The sequence below is a fragment of the Phaeobacter sp. SYSU ZJ3003 genome (genome assembly GCF_041300735.1).
Classification (GTDB): Bacteria; Pseudomonadota; Alphaproteobacteria; order Rhodobacterales; family Rhodobacteraceae; genus Phycobacter; species Phycobacter gallaeciensis_A.
This window is the reverse complement of sequence record NZ_PXNU01000019.1, coordinates 112,321-125,947: the sequence shown is the minus strand read 5'-3', so window position 1 is coordinate 125,947 and position 13,627 is coordinate 112,321. Positions and strand designations below refer to the sequence as shown.

The following is a 13,627-nucleotide window of genomic DNA, read 5'->3' as shown; positions in this document are numbered from 1 at the left end:
GATTTAGGCAGGCGATATGTCCCATAATACCACAGAGGTTCTGGCCGGTGGCGTTGTCGTTGCGGCGGCGCTTGCCTTTGCCGTCTACGCTGGACAGGCTGCGGGCCTGTCGCGCGGCGGGGCTGGCTATCCGCTCAGCGCCTCTTTTCGCTCTCTCGAAGGGGTCACCGTCGGCACCGATGTGCGGCTGGCCGGGGTCAAGATCGGCACCGTCACCGGGGTCGAGCTGAACCCGCAGACCTTCCGCGCCGATACCAGTTTTACCGTCGACAATGGCATCGTGATTCCCGACGACAGCTCTGCAGTGATCTCCTCCGAAGGGTTGCTGGGTGGTAACTTCGTCGAAATCATGCCCGGTGGTTCGCCGCTGAACCTGGAGGCCGGGGAAGAGATCCTCGACACTCAAGGCGCCGTCAGCCTGATTTCGCTTCTGGTGAAATTCGTTTCCGGAAGTGGTGGAGAAGACCAGTGACGCTCCTTGCGGCCCGGCTGCGGACTGTCAGATCGGCGCTGCTTTGGGGCTGCGCTGTTTGTGCCGGGTTCGGCCTGACCGCGATGGATGCCGCGGCGCAGGCGGTGATTACGCAGGAGCTGTCAGAACAGGATCAGGCGGCACAAGAACAGGCCGCATCGGGCTCTGCTGCCGTTTTGCGCGGCCTTGATAAGGTCAACGGGCGCACGGTGGATGCCGAGATCCCCGTCGGTGGCAGCGCAGAAATCCTGGGCTTGATCGTGACTTTGGGCGAATGCCGTTATCCTGCTGACAACCCGACCGGCGATGCCTATGCCTTCCTCACCGTGCGCAGCCCGGCCAATGGCGAAGTCTTCTTTGAAGGCTGGATGATCGCCTCAAGCCCGGCGCTGAACGCGCTGGATCACAACCGCTATGACGTCTGGGTCATCCGCTGCAAAAGCGAGTGAGGCGTCGGTGTCTGCGGGCGGGTGAAATCGCCACTCCCTTCCATGGCGTCGCGTAATTGTCGCCGATAGGCCGCACGGCTGATCTCGATCGCGCCGAGTGAGGCCAGATGATCGGTCAGGAACTGTGTGTCGCACAGAACAAATCCGCCCTGCCGCAGCCGGTCCACCAGATAGGCCAGCGCCACCTTTGATGCATCCCGTTGGCGCGAGAACATGCTTTCGCCAAAGAACGCCGCGCCGAGCGACACCCCATAGACGCCTCCAACCAGTTCATCGCCATGCCGCACCTCAATCGAATGCGCATGGCCGATCCGGTGCAGATCCATGTAACGGTCGAAAATCTCGCCGTTGATCCAGGTATCCGGGCGGTCGGCGCAGCCCGCGACCACACCAGCGAAATTGCGGTTGATGGTGATCGAAAAGCCGCCGTTGCGGATGCGTTTGGCCAGCGAGCGGGAGATGTGAAACCCATCCAGAGGCAGGATACCGCGCCGTTTCGGATCAACCCAGAAGATCTCCGGATCGTCGCGGTGTTCTGACATGGGGAAGACGCCAACGGAATAGGCATGCAGCAAGAGTTCGGGCGTAAGGCTCATGCGGGTGCCCCCGGGGGCTTTGGTGGCTTCGGTCGTCTTGGTGGCCTTTTCCTTATTGGCAGGCCCTCAGGCGACAGGGCGGGCATGGACGCGCCCCGTCGCGATCATTTGCAGCCCGGCCCTCAGGCGGGCAGGTTTTCTTCCAGCCAGTGCTCCAGCCAGTGGATGTCATAATCCCCGGCCAGCACGTCACGCTCCTGCAGCAGGGCGTGGAACAGCGGAACGGTGGTGTCGATGCCATCGACGATCAGCTCACCCAACGCGCGGCTGAGACGCGCCAGCGCCTCGGGCCGGTCGCGGCCGTGCACGATCAGTTTCCCGATCAGGCTGTCGTAATAGGGCGGGATCGAATAGCCGTCATAGAGCGCCGAATCCATCCGTACACCCAGACCGCCCGGCGCGTGGAACGCGGTGATCTTGCCGGGACAGGGGGTAAAGTTCGGCAGTTTTTCAGCGTTGATCCGCACTTCGATGGCATGGCCATTGATCTGCAGATCGTCCTGACCAAAGGACAACGGCTGACCCGAGGCAACGCGGATCTGTTCGCGTACCAGATCGACACCGAAAATACCTTCGGTCACCGGGTGTTCCACCTGCAGGCGCGTGTTCATCTCGATGAAGTAGAACTCGCCGTCCTCGTAAAGGAATTCGACCGTACCGGCGCCGGAATAGCCCATCTTGCCAATAGCATCGGCGCAGATCTTGCCAATACGGGCGCGCTCTTCCGGGCTGATCGAAGGGCCGGGGGCCTCTTCGAAAACCTTCTGGTGGCGTCGCTGTAGCGAGCAGTCACGCTCGGCAAGATGCAGACCGGTGCCCTTGCCGTCGCCAAAGACCTGAACCTCGATATGACGCGGCTTCTGGAGGTATTTCTCCATATAGACTTCGTCATTGCCAAAGGCTGCCTTGGCTTCGGAGCGGGCGGTGGAAAAGGCCATTTCGAGCTCGGCTTCGTCCTTGGCCACCTTCATGCCGCGTCCACCGCCACCAGCGGTAGCTTTGATGATCACGGGATAGCCCATGTCGGCCGCAGCGGCCTTGGCCGTGGCCAGATCCGGCACACCGCCTTCGGAGCCCGGCACCACGGGGATGCCCAGTTCCTTGGCGGTTTCCTTGGCGGTGATCTTGTCGCCCATGATGCGGATATGCGCAGCCGAGGGGCCAATGAAGGTCAGCCCGTGATCCTCGACGATCTGCACGAAGTTGGCGTTTTCCGACAGGAAGCCATACCCGGGGTGAATCGCCTGGGCGCCGGTGATTTCACAGGCCGAGATGATCGCCGGGATCGACAGATAGCTTTGGTTGCCGGCGGGCGGGCCGATGCAGACCGACTCATCTGCCATGCGCACGTGCATCGCATCGGCATCGGCGGTGGAATGCACCGCGACGGACTGGATGCCCATCTCTCGGCAGGCCCGGATCACGCGCAGGGCGATCTCGCCGCGGTTGGCAATCAGGATCTTGTCAAACATGCTGGATCCTTACTCGACGATGACCAGGGGGGATCCGAACTCCACGGCGGCGCCGTCTTCGACCAGAATGCGCTTCACCGTGCCGGATTTCGGCGCGGGGATGTGGTTCATCGTCTTCATCGCTTCGACGATCAGCAGAGTATCACCCTCTTTGACGCTGTCACCGACCTTGATGAAGGAAGGCGCGCCGGGTTCGGGCTGCAGATAGACGGTGCCAACCATAGGCGAGGTCACCGCGCCGGGGTGGCTGGCGGGGTCTTCTGCGGCTTCCGGTGCCGGAGCTGCAGCGGCTGCTGCAGGGGCCGGTGCGGCGGCAGCGGCCGGTGCCGCTGCGATCGTCTGCACCGGGGCAGGGGCGGCGGCGATTTGCCGTGAAACCCGCACGTTCAGGCTGTCATCTTCACCGTAGTCCCGTTTGACCTGCAGTTCGGTCAGGTCGTTTTCGCGCAGCAGTTCCGCCAGCGCCTTGATGAATGCCACGTCAGCTTCGTGAGATTTTTCTGTCATTTTGTCCTCAGCCGGTTCCGACAGGCCTGCGAAGATGTCGCAGGCTGGAAATTAGAGCGCTTATAGGCCAAGCTTTACCACAAGGAAAGCGCTGCCGATCATGCGCGGTCTATTAGCGCCAACATGGGGGCGTCGCGCGGGATTCGCAATTGCAGAGGGGCCTGTGATTGGCCAAAGGCAGCTGTCACGGCCTCTTAAAGGCTCATAATGGCATCCCGGTCAGCTTGGCCACCAGTTCGGGCAGTTTGCGGGCGCCGAACTTTTCCAGAAGGTGCGCCCGGTGGGTTTCTATGGTGCGGTAGGAGAGGTTCAGCTTGGCGCCGATTTCCTTGGCCGACAGGCCCTTGCAGGTCAGAATGGCAACCTCGCGTTCCCGCGGGGTTAGGCTGACCACGGGGCGGTCGTCCGAGATATCGGCAAAGGACCAGACACCAGTCTGAAACGGCGCTTCTGGCGACACGGATCGCCCGCGCACCCGGCACCAGAAGAGTTCTCCTGATCGGCGGCGCATGATGCGTTCGTCGCTATAGCTGCCGGTGCGGTGCTCTTCTTCCTGCAAAAGCGCGCCAATACGACGGAACTCTTCCTGGGTGGGATAAAGATCCGCGATCAGCATTTCGTCATAGTCGGCTGGCTCCCCGCCAAAGGTCGCGGCGAACTGGAGATTGCAGCGTTTGATCACACGGCGTTCCAGCACGGCAAGGCCGACGGGCGCATGGCTAAAGGCGATATCTGTCATGACCTCTATTAACCGGGTATTTTTGCGGAATTGAAGAGGCCGAGGCCGCATGGAAATGTATTTCTGCCGCTCAACAGGGCGCGCTATGGGAGGATTAGCATGAATATCGGAATGTGGCTGGCCCGTCAGGCTGCGGCGGGCGGGGACCGTCCTGCCTTGTTTCTGGGCCGCGATCAGGTGGCGGATTACGGCAACTTTCACCAAAAGGCTGCGCGGGTTGCGGGCTGGCTGGTCTCGCAAGGGGTCGAGCCGGGGGACCGCGTCGCGATCTTCATGAAGAATTGCCCGGACTATCTGATCGCCCTGTTCGGGATCTGGTATGCCGGGGCGGCGGCGGTGCCGGTCAACGCAAAGCTGCATGGGCGCGAGGCGGCCTATATCCTGGAAAACTCCGGCACCCGGCTGGTCTTTGCCTCGGCTGGTCTGGATACGGCCCTGCGCGAGGCCGGGGTGACGCTGGATATCATCGACTTCTTCGGTGCAGACGGTGCCGCTGTGCTGGCTGCGGATCCTGCGACTGCGCCGGTCCGGCGGGCACCACAGGATCTGGCCTGGCTGTTCTACACATCGGGGACCACCGGCAGGCCAAAGGGGGTGATGATCACCCACCGGATGCTGGTCACGGTCTCGCTGGCCTATCTCAACGATGTGGATGCGGCCAGCGCTGAGGATCAGATCCTCTATGCCGCCCCGATGAGCCACGGCGCAGGCCTTTATGCCATGTTGCATGTGCTGGTCGGCGCCGCCCATGTCTGCCCGCCGTCGGGGGGATTTGAACCGCATGAGATTTTCGATCTGGCCGAGCATTTTGGCCGCGTGCAGATGTTCGCCGCGCCTACCATGGTGACGCGCATGACCGCGCAGGCCAAGGCGGCCGGGCGCAGCGGACGCGGTCTGCGCACGGTCGTCTACGCGGGCGGCCCGATGTATCTGGCGGACATCATCGAGGCGGTCGATCATTTCGGTCCGGTCTTTGTACAGATCTACGGACAGGGCGAATGCCCGATGGGGATCACCGCGCTCAGCCGTCATGACGTGATCGACCGCAGCCATCCCGAATGGCGCGCCCGCCTGGCTGGTGTGGGCCGCGCCCAAAGCCCGGTTGAGGTGCAGATCGGATCACCGGATGGCACAGCGCTGCCGCCAGGAGAGGTCGGAGAGATCATGGTGCGTGGCGATGCGGTGATGCCGGGCTACTGGAACAATGAGACCGCCACCGCAGAAACGTTGAAAGACGGCTGGCTGATGACCGGGGACATGGGCGTCATGGATGCAGCGGGCTATCTGACGCTGCAGGACCGTTCCAAAGATATGATCATCACCGGCGGGTCGAACGTCTACCCGCGCGAGGTCGAAGAGGTGCTGCTGATGCACCCGGATGTGCAGGAGGTCTCGGTCGTGGGGCGCAGGCACGCCGACTGGGGCGAAGAGGTGGTGGCCTTTATCGTGGGGACAGCACCCGAGGCAGAGCTGGATGCGCTTTGCAACGATCAGATCGCGCGCTTCAAGCGGCCCAAGGCCTATATCCGCACGGCGGAGCTGCCCAAGAACAACTACGGCAAGGTCCTGAAGACCGAGCTGCGCAAAATGCTGGAGGAAAACGCATGACGGATCTGACTGGAAAGACGGCGCTGGTGACGGGATCGGTTCAGGGGATCGGCATTGCCATCGCCAAGGAACTGGCGGCCGCGGGCGCCCGTATCGCGGTGCATGGCATCGCCGATGAAGCAACCGCGCAGGCGGCGACGGAGGCCCTGCTGGAGGCTGGGGCGCCCGAAGCACGCTTCTTTGCCGGGGACCTGAGCCAGCCTGAGGAGATTGATGCGCTGATGAGCGCCGTTGCGGACTGGGGCGGCGCAGATATCGTGGTGAACAATGCCGGGATCCAGAAAACCGCGCCTTTGGCCGAAATGCCGCGCGAGACCTGGGATGCGATCCTAGCGGTCAATCTGTCGGCGGCCTTTCACATCATGCAGGCGGCGCTGCCGGGCATGGCGGCGCGCGGATTTGGCCGGGTGATCAATATCGCCTCGGTCCACGGGTTGGTCGCCAGCAAAGACAAGGCGCCCTATGTGGCCGCGAAATTCGGTCTCGTTGGTCTTGGTCGGGTGGCGGCGCTGGAGTATGCCGATCAGGGCAGCCGAGACACCGGCGGCGTGACGGTGAATTGCATCTGTCCGGGCTGGACCGAAACCGCCATCATCGAGCCGCAGGTGGCGGCGCGGGCAGCGCAGATGGGCGGTGACAGGGAGGCGGGGATCGCCGATCTTCTGTCCGAAAAACAGCCTAGCAAACGTCTGTCTGACCCGTCGGAAATCGGCGCGCTGGCGCTGTGGCTTTGTGCACCCGTGGCGCATAACGTCACCGGCACCGCCATTCCGGTTGATGGCGGCTGGACCGCGCAGTAGGCGCCAAAACATACCGTCCCGGATGCGCCGGTCAGCCAGATTTGGCCAGCGGTTCCGGGGCGGTGTCCTTGCCGTGACCCATCAGCGTGTCGATCAGAAGGCTCATCAATTCGGCGCGGTTGCCGCTGCCGGATTTGCGGTAGATGGCATTGAGTTGCGCCTTGACGGTGCCTTCGGCGCTGCCGCGCATCTGGGCGATTTCGCCAGTGCTCAGCCCCTTGACCAGAAAGGTCGCCACATCCCGCTCTGCCGGGGTCAGGTTCCAGGTGGAAAACTCGGTATCGATGACTTCCTGAATGGCGCCCTGCGCGCTCTTCAGGCTTTGTTCCAGATGCGCCTTGCGCCGCAAGAGCCACATCAGGATACGGACTTCGACTACGATGGCGGCGATCAGGCCGAAGGTGGCAATCGCTTCGATCGCCGCGTGCCGCCCTTCAGTATTCATCGCGCCGGGCATCAGAAGATCGGCAATGATATCACCCAGAAAGATCGCCGCGCAGATGGACTGCACGACGATCAGGGCGATCAGAACGGAGGGTTGGGCCGGGTCAAATCTGCTGTTGGTCACTGTTGGGTCTCCGGGGGACTCGTCGGTAGGTCCTTGTACCCCGAGACCATGGAGCGCGCCAGATTGACCCTTGTGCGGCGGCTTTCATAGATCACCGCAGCGATATGCAGCACGACCGAGATTTCGGCCCAGGTGACCAGTGCTTCGTGCAGCTCTTCGGGCCATTCGATGCCCCAGAACATGTCGGTGGTCATCAGATAGCCGGTGAGACCGATGCCAAGGATCGTCAGCAGCAGGTTGTAGATCATCAGGGCGCCAAGCGGCGTATGGCCCCGGTGCGGACGCACCCGCCCAGTGGCAATATCCGTCAGCTGCCCGACAGCGCCCGAGAAACTGGGGGGGAAACTGGAAAACCGGGCATAACGGCTGCCAATCACCCCCCAGAGTATGCGCACCCCGATCAGGCCAACGATCACGTACCCCAATACCTCGTGAATCCGTTCGTCCGGATCGGTCAGCAGCGCATTAGCGGCGAACAGAATGACAAGTGACCAGTGAAACAGACGGATCAGCGGATCCCAGACATAGTGACGTTGCATGAGGGTCTCCCAATCGAATGGATGCGGCATTTGGTCGGGCGGAGCGGTACGTGCATCCCGGCTCCGCCCGGGCTGGTATCAGTCTTCCTTGACGCGGATAATTTCCATCTTGTCGTTCAGATAGATCTCCAGCTTTTTGCCGTCTTTCAGGGCGTAGGCCTCGTACATGCCGTCTTCGGATTCGATCTTGCGCACCTCATAGCCCTGTTCGGTCAGTGTGGCGCGGATCTGCGCTTCGACTTCGGCGCTGGGCTTGCCATCCGAGGCCAGCGCCGCGACGGGCAGCGACAGAGGCAGGACAAGGGCGAGGGCCAGGATGCGGGCAGAAGGTTTGAACATGATAAGTCTCCTTGATGTGACAGTCTGATGTGACTGCGGCACGCCATGCGGGCCGTGGTGGACATATCGGAGCGGGCAGGGCGGATCTGGAATAGATCGCGGGATGGATGCGGAGGCTAAACCGGGCGCGTATAACCCTGGTTTATGCAGGTTTTTGCGCTATTTCCCTGCTGCGAAACAAAAAAGACCGGCTCCGAGGGGAACCGGTCTTGAGGTAACCGCACCAGTCACAACTCCAGTGCGACGGGGAGAATTGAGATCAGATCGCCAGATATTCGGCGCGCAGCTCGGCGTTTTCCAGAACCTCGGAGGCGGTGCCGTCAAAGACGATCCCGCCGGTGTCCAGAATGACCGCCCGGTCGGCAAGTTCCAGCGCGCGCACCGCGTTCTGTTCCACCAGAATCGTGGTCATGCCCTGTTCCTTGATGTGGATGAGGGTCTTTTCGATCTCGTCCACGATGACCGGCGCGAGGCCTTCATAGGGTTCATCCAGTAGTAGCACCTTGATGTCCCGGGCCAGTGCGCGGGCAATGGCCAGCATCTGCTGCTCACCCCCCGAAAGGGTCACGCCTTCCTGCTTGCGCCGTTCACCAAGGCGCGGGAACAGGTCGTAAAGGCGCTCGATGGACCAGCCGATGGGCGGTGCGATCTGTGCCAGTTGCAGGTTTTCCTCGACCGTCAGGCCGGGGATGATGCGCCTGTCCTCGGGTACCAGACCCAGACCGGCGGCGGCCGCTTCATGGCTTTCCATCTTGTGCAGCGGCTGGTGGTCCAGCCAGATCTCGCCCTGGGTGACCAAGGGGCTGCCGGTGCGGGCGATCGACCGCAGGGTCGATGTCTTGCCCGCGCCGTTGCGGCCCAGCAGGGCAAGGATTTCGCCTTCGTGGACGTTAAAGTTGATGCCCTGCACGATGTAGCTTTCGCCGTAATAGGCGTGCATGTCCCAGACTGACAGGAAGGCCGGAGCTGTTGTCGCCTGGTTGGCGTTCTTGGAGAAATCCGGTTTGACGTTCATCTCTGTTTCTCCTTATGCGCTTTCGCCCAAGTACGCTTCGCGCACCTTGGGGTTGCCACGGATGTTCTGCGGATCGTCTTCGACCAGCGGCGTGCCCTGCGCCAGAACCGTGATCCGGTTGGCCAGGCTGAACACCACATGCATGTCGTGTTCGATAATGGCGATGGTGATGTCGCGCTCGTCCGAGATCTGTTTCAAGAGATCGATGGTGTTGTTGGTGTCCGCCCGCGCCATGCCGGCGGTGGGTTCATCCAGCAGCAACAGGCGGGGTTCCTGAGACAGGCACATGCCGATCTCAAGACGCCGTTTGTCGCCGCGCGACATGGCGGCGGCATGCATGTGCCGCTTGTCCGCCATGTTCATTTCCACCAGCATCTGCTCGGCCTTTTCCAGCACATCCTTCTGCTTGGCGACCGAGGCGATGGCGTTCAACTCGAACGCCCCGTCCCGTTTGGCAAAGCAGGGGATCAGCATGTTTTCCAATACGGTGAGATCGCCAAAGATCTCGGGCGTCTGGAACACGCGGGAAATGCCCATCTGGTTGATCTCATAAGGCGCCCGGCCCAGCACCGACTGACCGTCGAACATGACCGATCCGGTGTCTGGGATCAGCTTGCCCACCAGGCAGTTCAGCAGGGTGGATTTGCCCGCCCCGTTTGGGCCGATAATGGCGTGAACGGAGTTTTCCTTGACGCTGAGGTTCACATCCGACAGCGCCTGAAGGCCGCCGAACCGTTTGCCCACGTTTTTGACTTCGAGGATACCCATTGATCCTGTCTCCTTATTCCGCAGGTTCGGTTTTTTTGCTGGCCGAGCTGTCCTTGGACTTGCGCCCTTTGAACCAGCCTGCAATGCGCTGCCCGCCTTCGACGAGGCCACCCGGCAGGAAGATCACCACCAGCATGAACAGGATGCCCAGTGTCAGGTGCCAGCCTTTGCCGATGAAGGGGTGGACGATGAAGACCATGAAGTCTTCGATCCCGTCGGGCATAAAGCTGAACCAGCTGTGCAGAACGTTGTCGTTGATCTTCGAAAAGATGTTTTCGAAGTATTTGATGAAGCCCGCGCCCAGAACCGGACCGATCAGCGTGCCGGCACCGCCGAGGATGGTCATCAGAACCACCTCACCCGAGGCGGTCCACTGCATGCGCTCGGCGCCTGCCAGCGGGTCCATCGAAGCCATCAGGCCACCAGCAAGGCCGGCGTACATGCCCGAGATCACAAAGGCAGCCAGGGTGTAGGGACGGGTGTTGAGGCCAGTGTAGTTCATCCGTTGCTGGTTCGATTTCACCGCCCGCAGCATCATGCCAAAGGGCGAGCGGAAGATGCGGATCGCCAGATAGAAGGAGGCCAGCATAACGAGCGCGCACAGATAGTAGCCCGCGTTGAACTGGAAGGCCCAGGGACCCACAGCCATTTCAAAGGTCGAGCGCATCTCCATCCCGAAGAAGTTTGTCACAGGGATTGAGCCGTCCGCGGTGGCAGAGACACCCAGAACGCGGGGGTCTTCCAGCGTCAGCTGCAGGCCGGTTTCACCGTTGGTGATCGGCGTCAGCACCGAATAGGCCAGGTTGAACGACATCTGCGCAAAGGCCAGCGTCAGGATCGAGAAGTAGATGCCCGAGCGGCGCAGGGACACAAATCCGATCAGGAGCGCGAACAGCCCCGCAATGATCACCGACAGGATGATGGCCGGGACGACGTTCATGCTCAGGAGCTTGAACATCCAGACCGCCGAGTAGGAGCCCACCCCCAGAAAAGCCGCGTGGCCAAAGGAGAGGTAGCCGGTGAGGCCGAAGAGAATGTTGAACCCGATTGCGAAGATCCCAAAGATCACGAAACGCTGCATCAGGTCAGGATAGCCCGCGTTGAACTGCGCCATGGCGCTGTCTGCCGGGAAGGGGTTCAGGATGAATGGTGCGCACAGGGCCAGGATGGCGACCAGCAGCAGCATTCGAGTGTCTTTTTTGTCCAGTCCGAACATGTGCTTAGTCCTCCATCACGCCTTTGCGGCCCATCAGGCCCCGCGGGCGGGTGAGCAGAATGATGATCGCGACCACATAGATGATGATCTGGTCGATGCCGGGGAGAATGGATTTGATTTCATTCATCGAAGCAAAGCTTTCGAGAACCCCCAGAAGGAAGCCGGCCAGAACGGCGCCGGGCAGGGAGCCCATGCCGCCCACAACCACAACCACGAAGCTGAGAACCAGGAAGTCCATGCCCATGTGGTAGTTGGGAGAGTTGATCGGCGTGTACATCACACCGGCAAGTCCCGCGACCGCAGCTGCAATACCAAACATGATGGTAAAGCGGCGGTCGATGTTGATGCCCAGAAGGCCGACGGTTTCCCGGTCTGCCATCCCGGCGCGCACAACCATGCCGAAGGTGGTGAATTGCAGGAAGCTGAAGATGCCACCGATGATCACCACCGCAAAGAAGAAGTAGACCACGCGCCAGACCGGATAGACGATGTCCATGCCGATGACCACGCCGAGATTCACAACGCCGTTCAGTGCCTCGGGGGCCGGGGTTTGGATCGGGTTCGCGCCATAGAAATACTTGACGATTTCCTGCAGCACGATGGCCAGGCCAAAGGTCACGAGGATCTGGTCCGCATGTTCGCGCTTGTAGAAATGCTTGATCAGCCCGCGTTCCATCACGTAGCCGACGAAGATCATGATCGGGATCGCAAACAGGATCGCCAGCGGCACCGCCCAGTCGATGATCGCGCCGCCCACCTCGGGGCCGAACCAGGATTCAACATAGGGCGTCTTGACCTTCAGCGGGTTGCCAAGGAAGTCTTTCTGGCTCTCGTCGACGGTCTCAAAGCTGAGGTTCAGAATGCGCTGCAGGGTCACGGCGCAGAAGGCGCCGATCATGAACAATGCGCCGTGGGCGAAGTTCACAACGCCCAGCGTGCCGAAAATGAGTGTCAAACCCAGCGCGATCAGCGCATAGGCCGAGCCTTTGTCCAGCCCGTTCAAGATTTGCAATAGGATTGCGTCCATAGTCCCCACCTTCGGGTTCTTCAGTATGGAAGTGATAGAGTCCGACCGTTCGCGGGACGTGCCCCGGCGTTCTGTGCGGAGGCGCTCCGCATGGCAGATGAATGGACGGACGTTTCTGAAAGGGGCCGGGCGCAAGACGCGCCCGGCTTTTCACTCGGATCAGGCGCCCGGGTTGCAGGTGCCAAGGGCACCGCCTGCAAACATCGGGTGATCCGGCGGATAGGTAACCTGAGCGGCCGGGGTGACCTCGACAACTTCCAAGAGGTCGAACTCGGAGGTCGGGTTCTCTTTCCCGCGCACAACCAGAACGTCTTTGAAGCACTGGTGATCTTCGGCGCGATACAGCGTCTTGCCGTTGCCCAGACCGTCAAATTCGAAGCCTTCCAGAGCCTCGGCCACGCCGCAGGGGTTGAAGGTGCCTGCGCGCTCACATGCATCTGCGTAAAGCAGGGTCTGGCAGTAAACGGTATGCGCCGCCTGGCTGGGCGGGAAGCCGTATTTGGTGCCGAAGGACTGCACGAAGGCTTTCGATGCATCGTCCTGCAGCGACCAGTGCCAGTTGGTGGAACCGTGAATGCCCTTCACGTTTTCGCCGGCGCCTTTCGCCATCAGGCGGGAGTAGAGCGGAACGACGATTTCGAACTGCTTGCCGTTGACGATCTTGTCGCGCAGGCCGAACTGAACCGCGTTGGTCAGCGAGTTCACCATGTTGCCGCCATAGTGGTTCAGAACCAGAACGTCGGCGCCGGAGTTCAGAACCGGGGCGATATAGGACGAGAAGTCGGTCGCGGCCAGCGGCGTGCGTACCTTGTTGACGGTGTTCCAGCCCAGGGCTTCGGTCGCGGCTGCGATCGATTCTTCCTGGGTCCAGCCCCAGGTGTAGTCGGCGGTCAGGTGATAGGCGTTACGGTCGGTGCCATAGAGGTTCTTCAGCACCGGCGCCAGCGCGGCACCCGACATGTAACCGTTAAAGAAGTGACGGAAGCCGTTGGCTTTCTTGTCTTTACCGGTGGTGTCGTTGGAGTGGGTCAGACCCGCCATAAAGATCACGCCGGCTTCCTGGCACAGGCCCTGAACCGCGATGGCAACGCCCGAGGACGAGCCGCCGGTGATCATCACCGCGCCGTCTTTTTCGATCATCGACTTGGCCGATGCACGGGCCGCGTCGGATTTGGTCTGGGTGTCACCGGTGACGAATTTGACTTCCTTGCCCAGGATGCCGTTCCCTTTCAGCGCCTTCGAGCTGAAGGTGTTCATCATGCCGCCGTCGCCGCCACCGTTCAGGTGCTCGACTGCCAGCTGGTATGCGCGCAGCTCGTCTGCGCCCTCATCGGCGTAGGGGCCGGTCTGCGGCACGTTGAAGCCGAGGGTGACGGTGCTGCCGGTCGGCTCGTTGGTGTAAGCGGCTGCGGACGACGCAGTGAAGATCGTCGGAAGCGCAACGCCAGCGCCCATCATGGCACCGGACTTCAGTACCCCGCGACGCGAGACATCAGATTTGGACATGTAATC

At 61.5% G+C, this 13,627-nt stretch carries 16 protein-coding genes; 4 read left to right on the top strand and 12 right to left on the bottom strand.

All coding sequences use genetic code 11. The features are described 5' to 3' along the window. Positions 1-16: 16 nt before the first annotated feature. Together mlaD and C6W91_RS08775 are read left to right on the top strand one after the other, a co-directional pair. Positions 17-472 (top strand): outer membrane lipid asymmetry maintenance protein MlaD, encoded by a 456-nt coding sequence (gene mlaD, locus C6W91_RS08780; RefSeq protein ID WP_065270557.1) that lies wholly within the window; start codon positions 17-19, stop codon positions 470-472. Between the two features lie 83 nt (positions 473-555). Continuing rightward, positions 556-921, top strand: coding sequence for a DUF2155 domain-containing protein (locus tag C6W91_RS08775; RefSeq protein WP_065273488.1), 366 nt, complete (start codon positions 556-558; stop codon positions 919-921). On the opposite strand, the gene aat is transcribed toward C6W91_RS08775, so the two are convergent. From aat to C6W91_RS08755, 4 genes are all read right to left on the bottom strand, one after another. Further along, entirely contained in the window at positions 885-1,517 is a 633-nt protein-coding gene (gene aat / locus C6W91_RS08770) for a leucyl/phenylalanyl-tRNA--protein transferase (protein WP_370570766.1), read from the bottom strand. The two genes, C6W91_RS08775 and aat, sit on opposite strands and share 37 nt — an antisense overlap. Before the next feature lie 122 nt (positions 1,518-1,639). Then, on the bottom strand, positions 1,640-2,989 hold the full coding sequence (gene accC, locus C6W91_RS08765) for an acetyl-CoA carboxylase biotin carboxylase subunit (RefSeq protein WP_065270555.1): 1,350 nt from the start codon (positions 2,987-2,989) through the stop codon (positions 1,640-1,642). A gap of 9 nt (positions 2,990-2,998) precedes the next feature. Next, positions 2,999-3,496, bottom strand: coding sequence for an acetyl-CoA carboxylase biotin carboxyl carrier protein (gene accB / locus C6W91_RS08760; RefSeq protein WP_065270554.1), 498 nt, complete (start codon positions 3,494-3,496; stop codon positions 2,999-3,001). 202 nt (positions 3,497-3,698) lie between these two features. Continuing rightward, complete coding sequence (locus tag C6W91_RS08755; protein WP_065270553.1) at positions 3,699-4,235, bottom strand: LuxR C-terminal-related transcriptional regulator; 537 nt, start codon at positions 4,233-4,235, stop codon at positions 3,699-3,701. 99 nt (positions 4,236-4,334) lie between these two features. On the opposite strand from C6W91_RS08755, the gene C6W91_RS08750 reads away from it, so the two are divergent. Together C6W91_RS08750 and C6W91_RS08745 are read left to right on the top strand one after the other, a co-directional pair. Continuing rightward, on the top strand, positions 4,335-5,843 hold the full coding sequence (locus C6W91_RS08750) for a class I adenylate-forming enzyme family protein (RefSeq protein ID WP_274837210.1): 1,509 nt from the start codon (positions 4,335-4,337) through the stop codon (positions 5,841-5,843). Beyond that, entirely contained in the window at positions 5,840-6,643 is an 804-nt protein-coding gene (locus C6W91_RS08745) for a 3-hydroxybutyrate dehydrogenase (RefSeq protein ID WP_274837209.1), read from the top strand. The genes C6W91_RS08750 and C6W91_RS08745 overlap by 4 nt, the downstream gene beginning before the upstream one ends. Before the next feature lie 31 nt (positions 6,644-6,674). Here C6W91_RS08745 and C6W91_RS08740 read toward each other — a convergent pair whose 3' ends face one another. The 8 genes from C6W91_RS08740 to C6W91_RS08705 all read right to left on the bottom strand — a co-directional run bounded on the left by C6W91_RS08740 (position 6,675) and on the right by C6W91_RS08705 (position 13,621). Continuing rightward, on the bottom strand, positions 6,675-7,211 hold the full coding sequence (locus tag C6W91_RS08740; RefSeq protein WP_274837208.1) for a helix-turn-helix transcriptional regulator: 537 nt from the start codon (positions 7,209-7,211) through the stop codon (positions 6,675-6,677). Next, positions 7,208-7,750, bottom strand: a complete 543-nt coding sequence (locus C6W91_RS08735) for a cytochrome b/b6 domain-containing protein (RefSeq protein WP_065270549.1) — start codon at positions 7,748-7,750, stop codon at positions 7,208-7,210. Before C6W91_RS08735 ends, C6W91_RS08740 begins: the two co-directional genes overlap by 4 nt. Before the next feature lie 78 nt (positions 7,751-7,828). Next, positions 7,829-8,089 carry a PepSY domain-containing protein gene (locus tag C6W91_RS08730; RefSeq protein ID WP_065270548.1) on the bottom strand — a complete coding sequence of 87 codons (261 nt, stop codon included), beginning with the start codon at positions 8,087-8,089 and terminating at the stop codon, positions 7,829-7,831. 259 nt (positions 8,090-8,348) lie between these two features. Further along, positions 8,349-9,104 (bottom strand): ABC transporter ATP-binding protein, encoded by a 756-nt coding sequence (locus C6W91_RS08725; RefSeq protein WP_274837207.1) that lies wholly within the window; start codon positions 9,102-9,104, stop codon positions 8,349-8,351. A gap of 12 nt (positions 9,105-9,116) precedes the next feature. Further along, positions 9,117-9,872: an ABC transporter ATP-binding protein gene (locus C6W91_RS08720; RefSeq protein WP_065270546.1), complete on the bottom strand. Its 756-nt coding sequence runs from the start codon at positions 9,870-9,872 to the stop codon at positions 9,117-9,119. Positions 9,873-9,885: 13 nt separating this feature from the next. After that, a complete protein-coding gene (locus C6W91_RS08715) occupies positions 9,886-11,088 on the bottom strand; it encodes a branched-chain amino acid ABC transporter permease (protein WP_065270545.1) in 1,203 nt (400 codons plus the stop codon). 4 nt (positions 11,089-11,092) lie between these two features. Next, complete coding sequence (locus C6W91_RS08710) at positions 11,093-12,115, bottom strand: branched-chain amino acid ABC transporter permease (protein ID WP_370570765.1); 1,023 nt, start codon at positions 12,113-12,115, stop codon at positions 11,093-11,095. A 159-nt stretch (positions 12,116-12,274) separates the two neighbouring features. After that, positions 12,275-13,621 (bottom strand): substrate-binding protein, encoded by a 1,347-nt coding sequence (locus tag C6W91_RS08705; protein ID WP_065270543.1) that lies wholly within the window; start codon positions 13,619-13,621, stop codon positions 12,275-12,277. Positions 13,622-13,627 lie beyond the last annotated feature (6 nt).

Excerpts from the sequence above, each read along its gene's own strand:
- mlaD (WP_065270557.1), top strand. The coding sequence starts at position 17 with ATGTCCCATAATACCACAGAGGTTCTGGCCGGTGGCGTTGTCGTTGCG.
- C6W91_RS08775 (WP_065273488.1), top strand. The coding sequence starts at position 556 with ATGGATGCCGCGGCGCAGGCGGTGATTACGCAGGAGCTGTCAGAACAG.
- aat (WP_370570766.1), bottom strand. The coding sequence starts at position 1,517 with ATGAGCCTTACGCCCGAACTCTTGCTGCATGCCTATTCCGTTGGCGTC.
- accC (WP_065270555.1), bottom strand. The coding sequence starts at position 2,989 with ATGTTTGACAAGATCCTGATTGCCAACCGCGGCGAGATCGCCCTGCGC.
- accB (WP_065270554.1), bottom strand. The coding sequence starts at position 3,496 with ATGACAGAAAAATCTCACGAAGCTGACGTGGCATTCATCAAGGCGCTG.
- C6W91_RS08755 (WP_065270553.1), bottom strand. The coding sequence starts at position 4,235 with ATGACAGATATCGCCTTTAGCCATGCGCCCGTCGGCCTTGCCGTGCTG.
- C6W91_RS08750 (WP_274837210.1), top strand. The coding sequence starts at position 4,335 with ATGAATATCGGAATGTGGCTGGCCCGTCAGGCTGCGGCGGGCGGGGAC.
- C6W91_RS08745 (WP_274837209.1), top strand. The coding sequence starts at position 5,840 with ATGACGGATCTGACTGGAAAGACGGCGCTGGTGACGGGATCGGTTCAG.
- C6W91_RS08735 (WP_065270549.1), bottom strand. The coding sequence starts at position 7,750 with ATGCAACGTCACTATGTCTGGGATCCGCTGATCCGTCTGTTTCACTGG.
- C6W91_RS08730 (WP_065270548.1), bottom strand. The coding sequence starts at position 8,089 with ATGTTCAAACCTTCTGCCCGCATCCTGGCCCTCGCCCTTGTCCTGCCT.
- C6W91_RS08725 (WP_274837207.1), bottom strand. The coding sequence starts at position 9,104 with ATGAACGTCAAACCGGATTTCTCCAAGAACGCCAACCAGGCGACAACA.
- C6W91_RS08720 (WP_065270546.1), bottom strand. The coding sequence starts at position 9,872 with ATGGGTATCCTCGAAGTCAAAAACGTGGGCAAACGGTTCGGCGGCCTT.
- C6W91_RS08715 (WP_065270545.1), bottom strand. The coding sequence starts at position 11,088 with ATGTTCGGACTGGACAAAAAAGACACTCGAATGCTGCTGCTGGTCGCC.
- C6W91_RS08710 (WP_370570765.1), bottom strand. The coding sequence starts at position 12,115 with ATGGACGCAATCCTATTGCAAATCTTGAACGGGCTGGACAAAGGCTCG.
- C6W91_RS08705 (WP_065270543.1), bottom strand. The coding sequence starts at position 13,621 with ATGTCCAAATCTGATGTCTCGCGTCGCGGGGTACTGAAGTCCGGTGCC.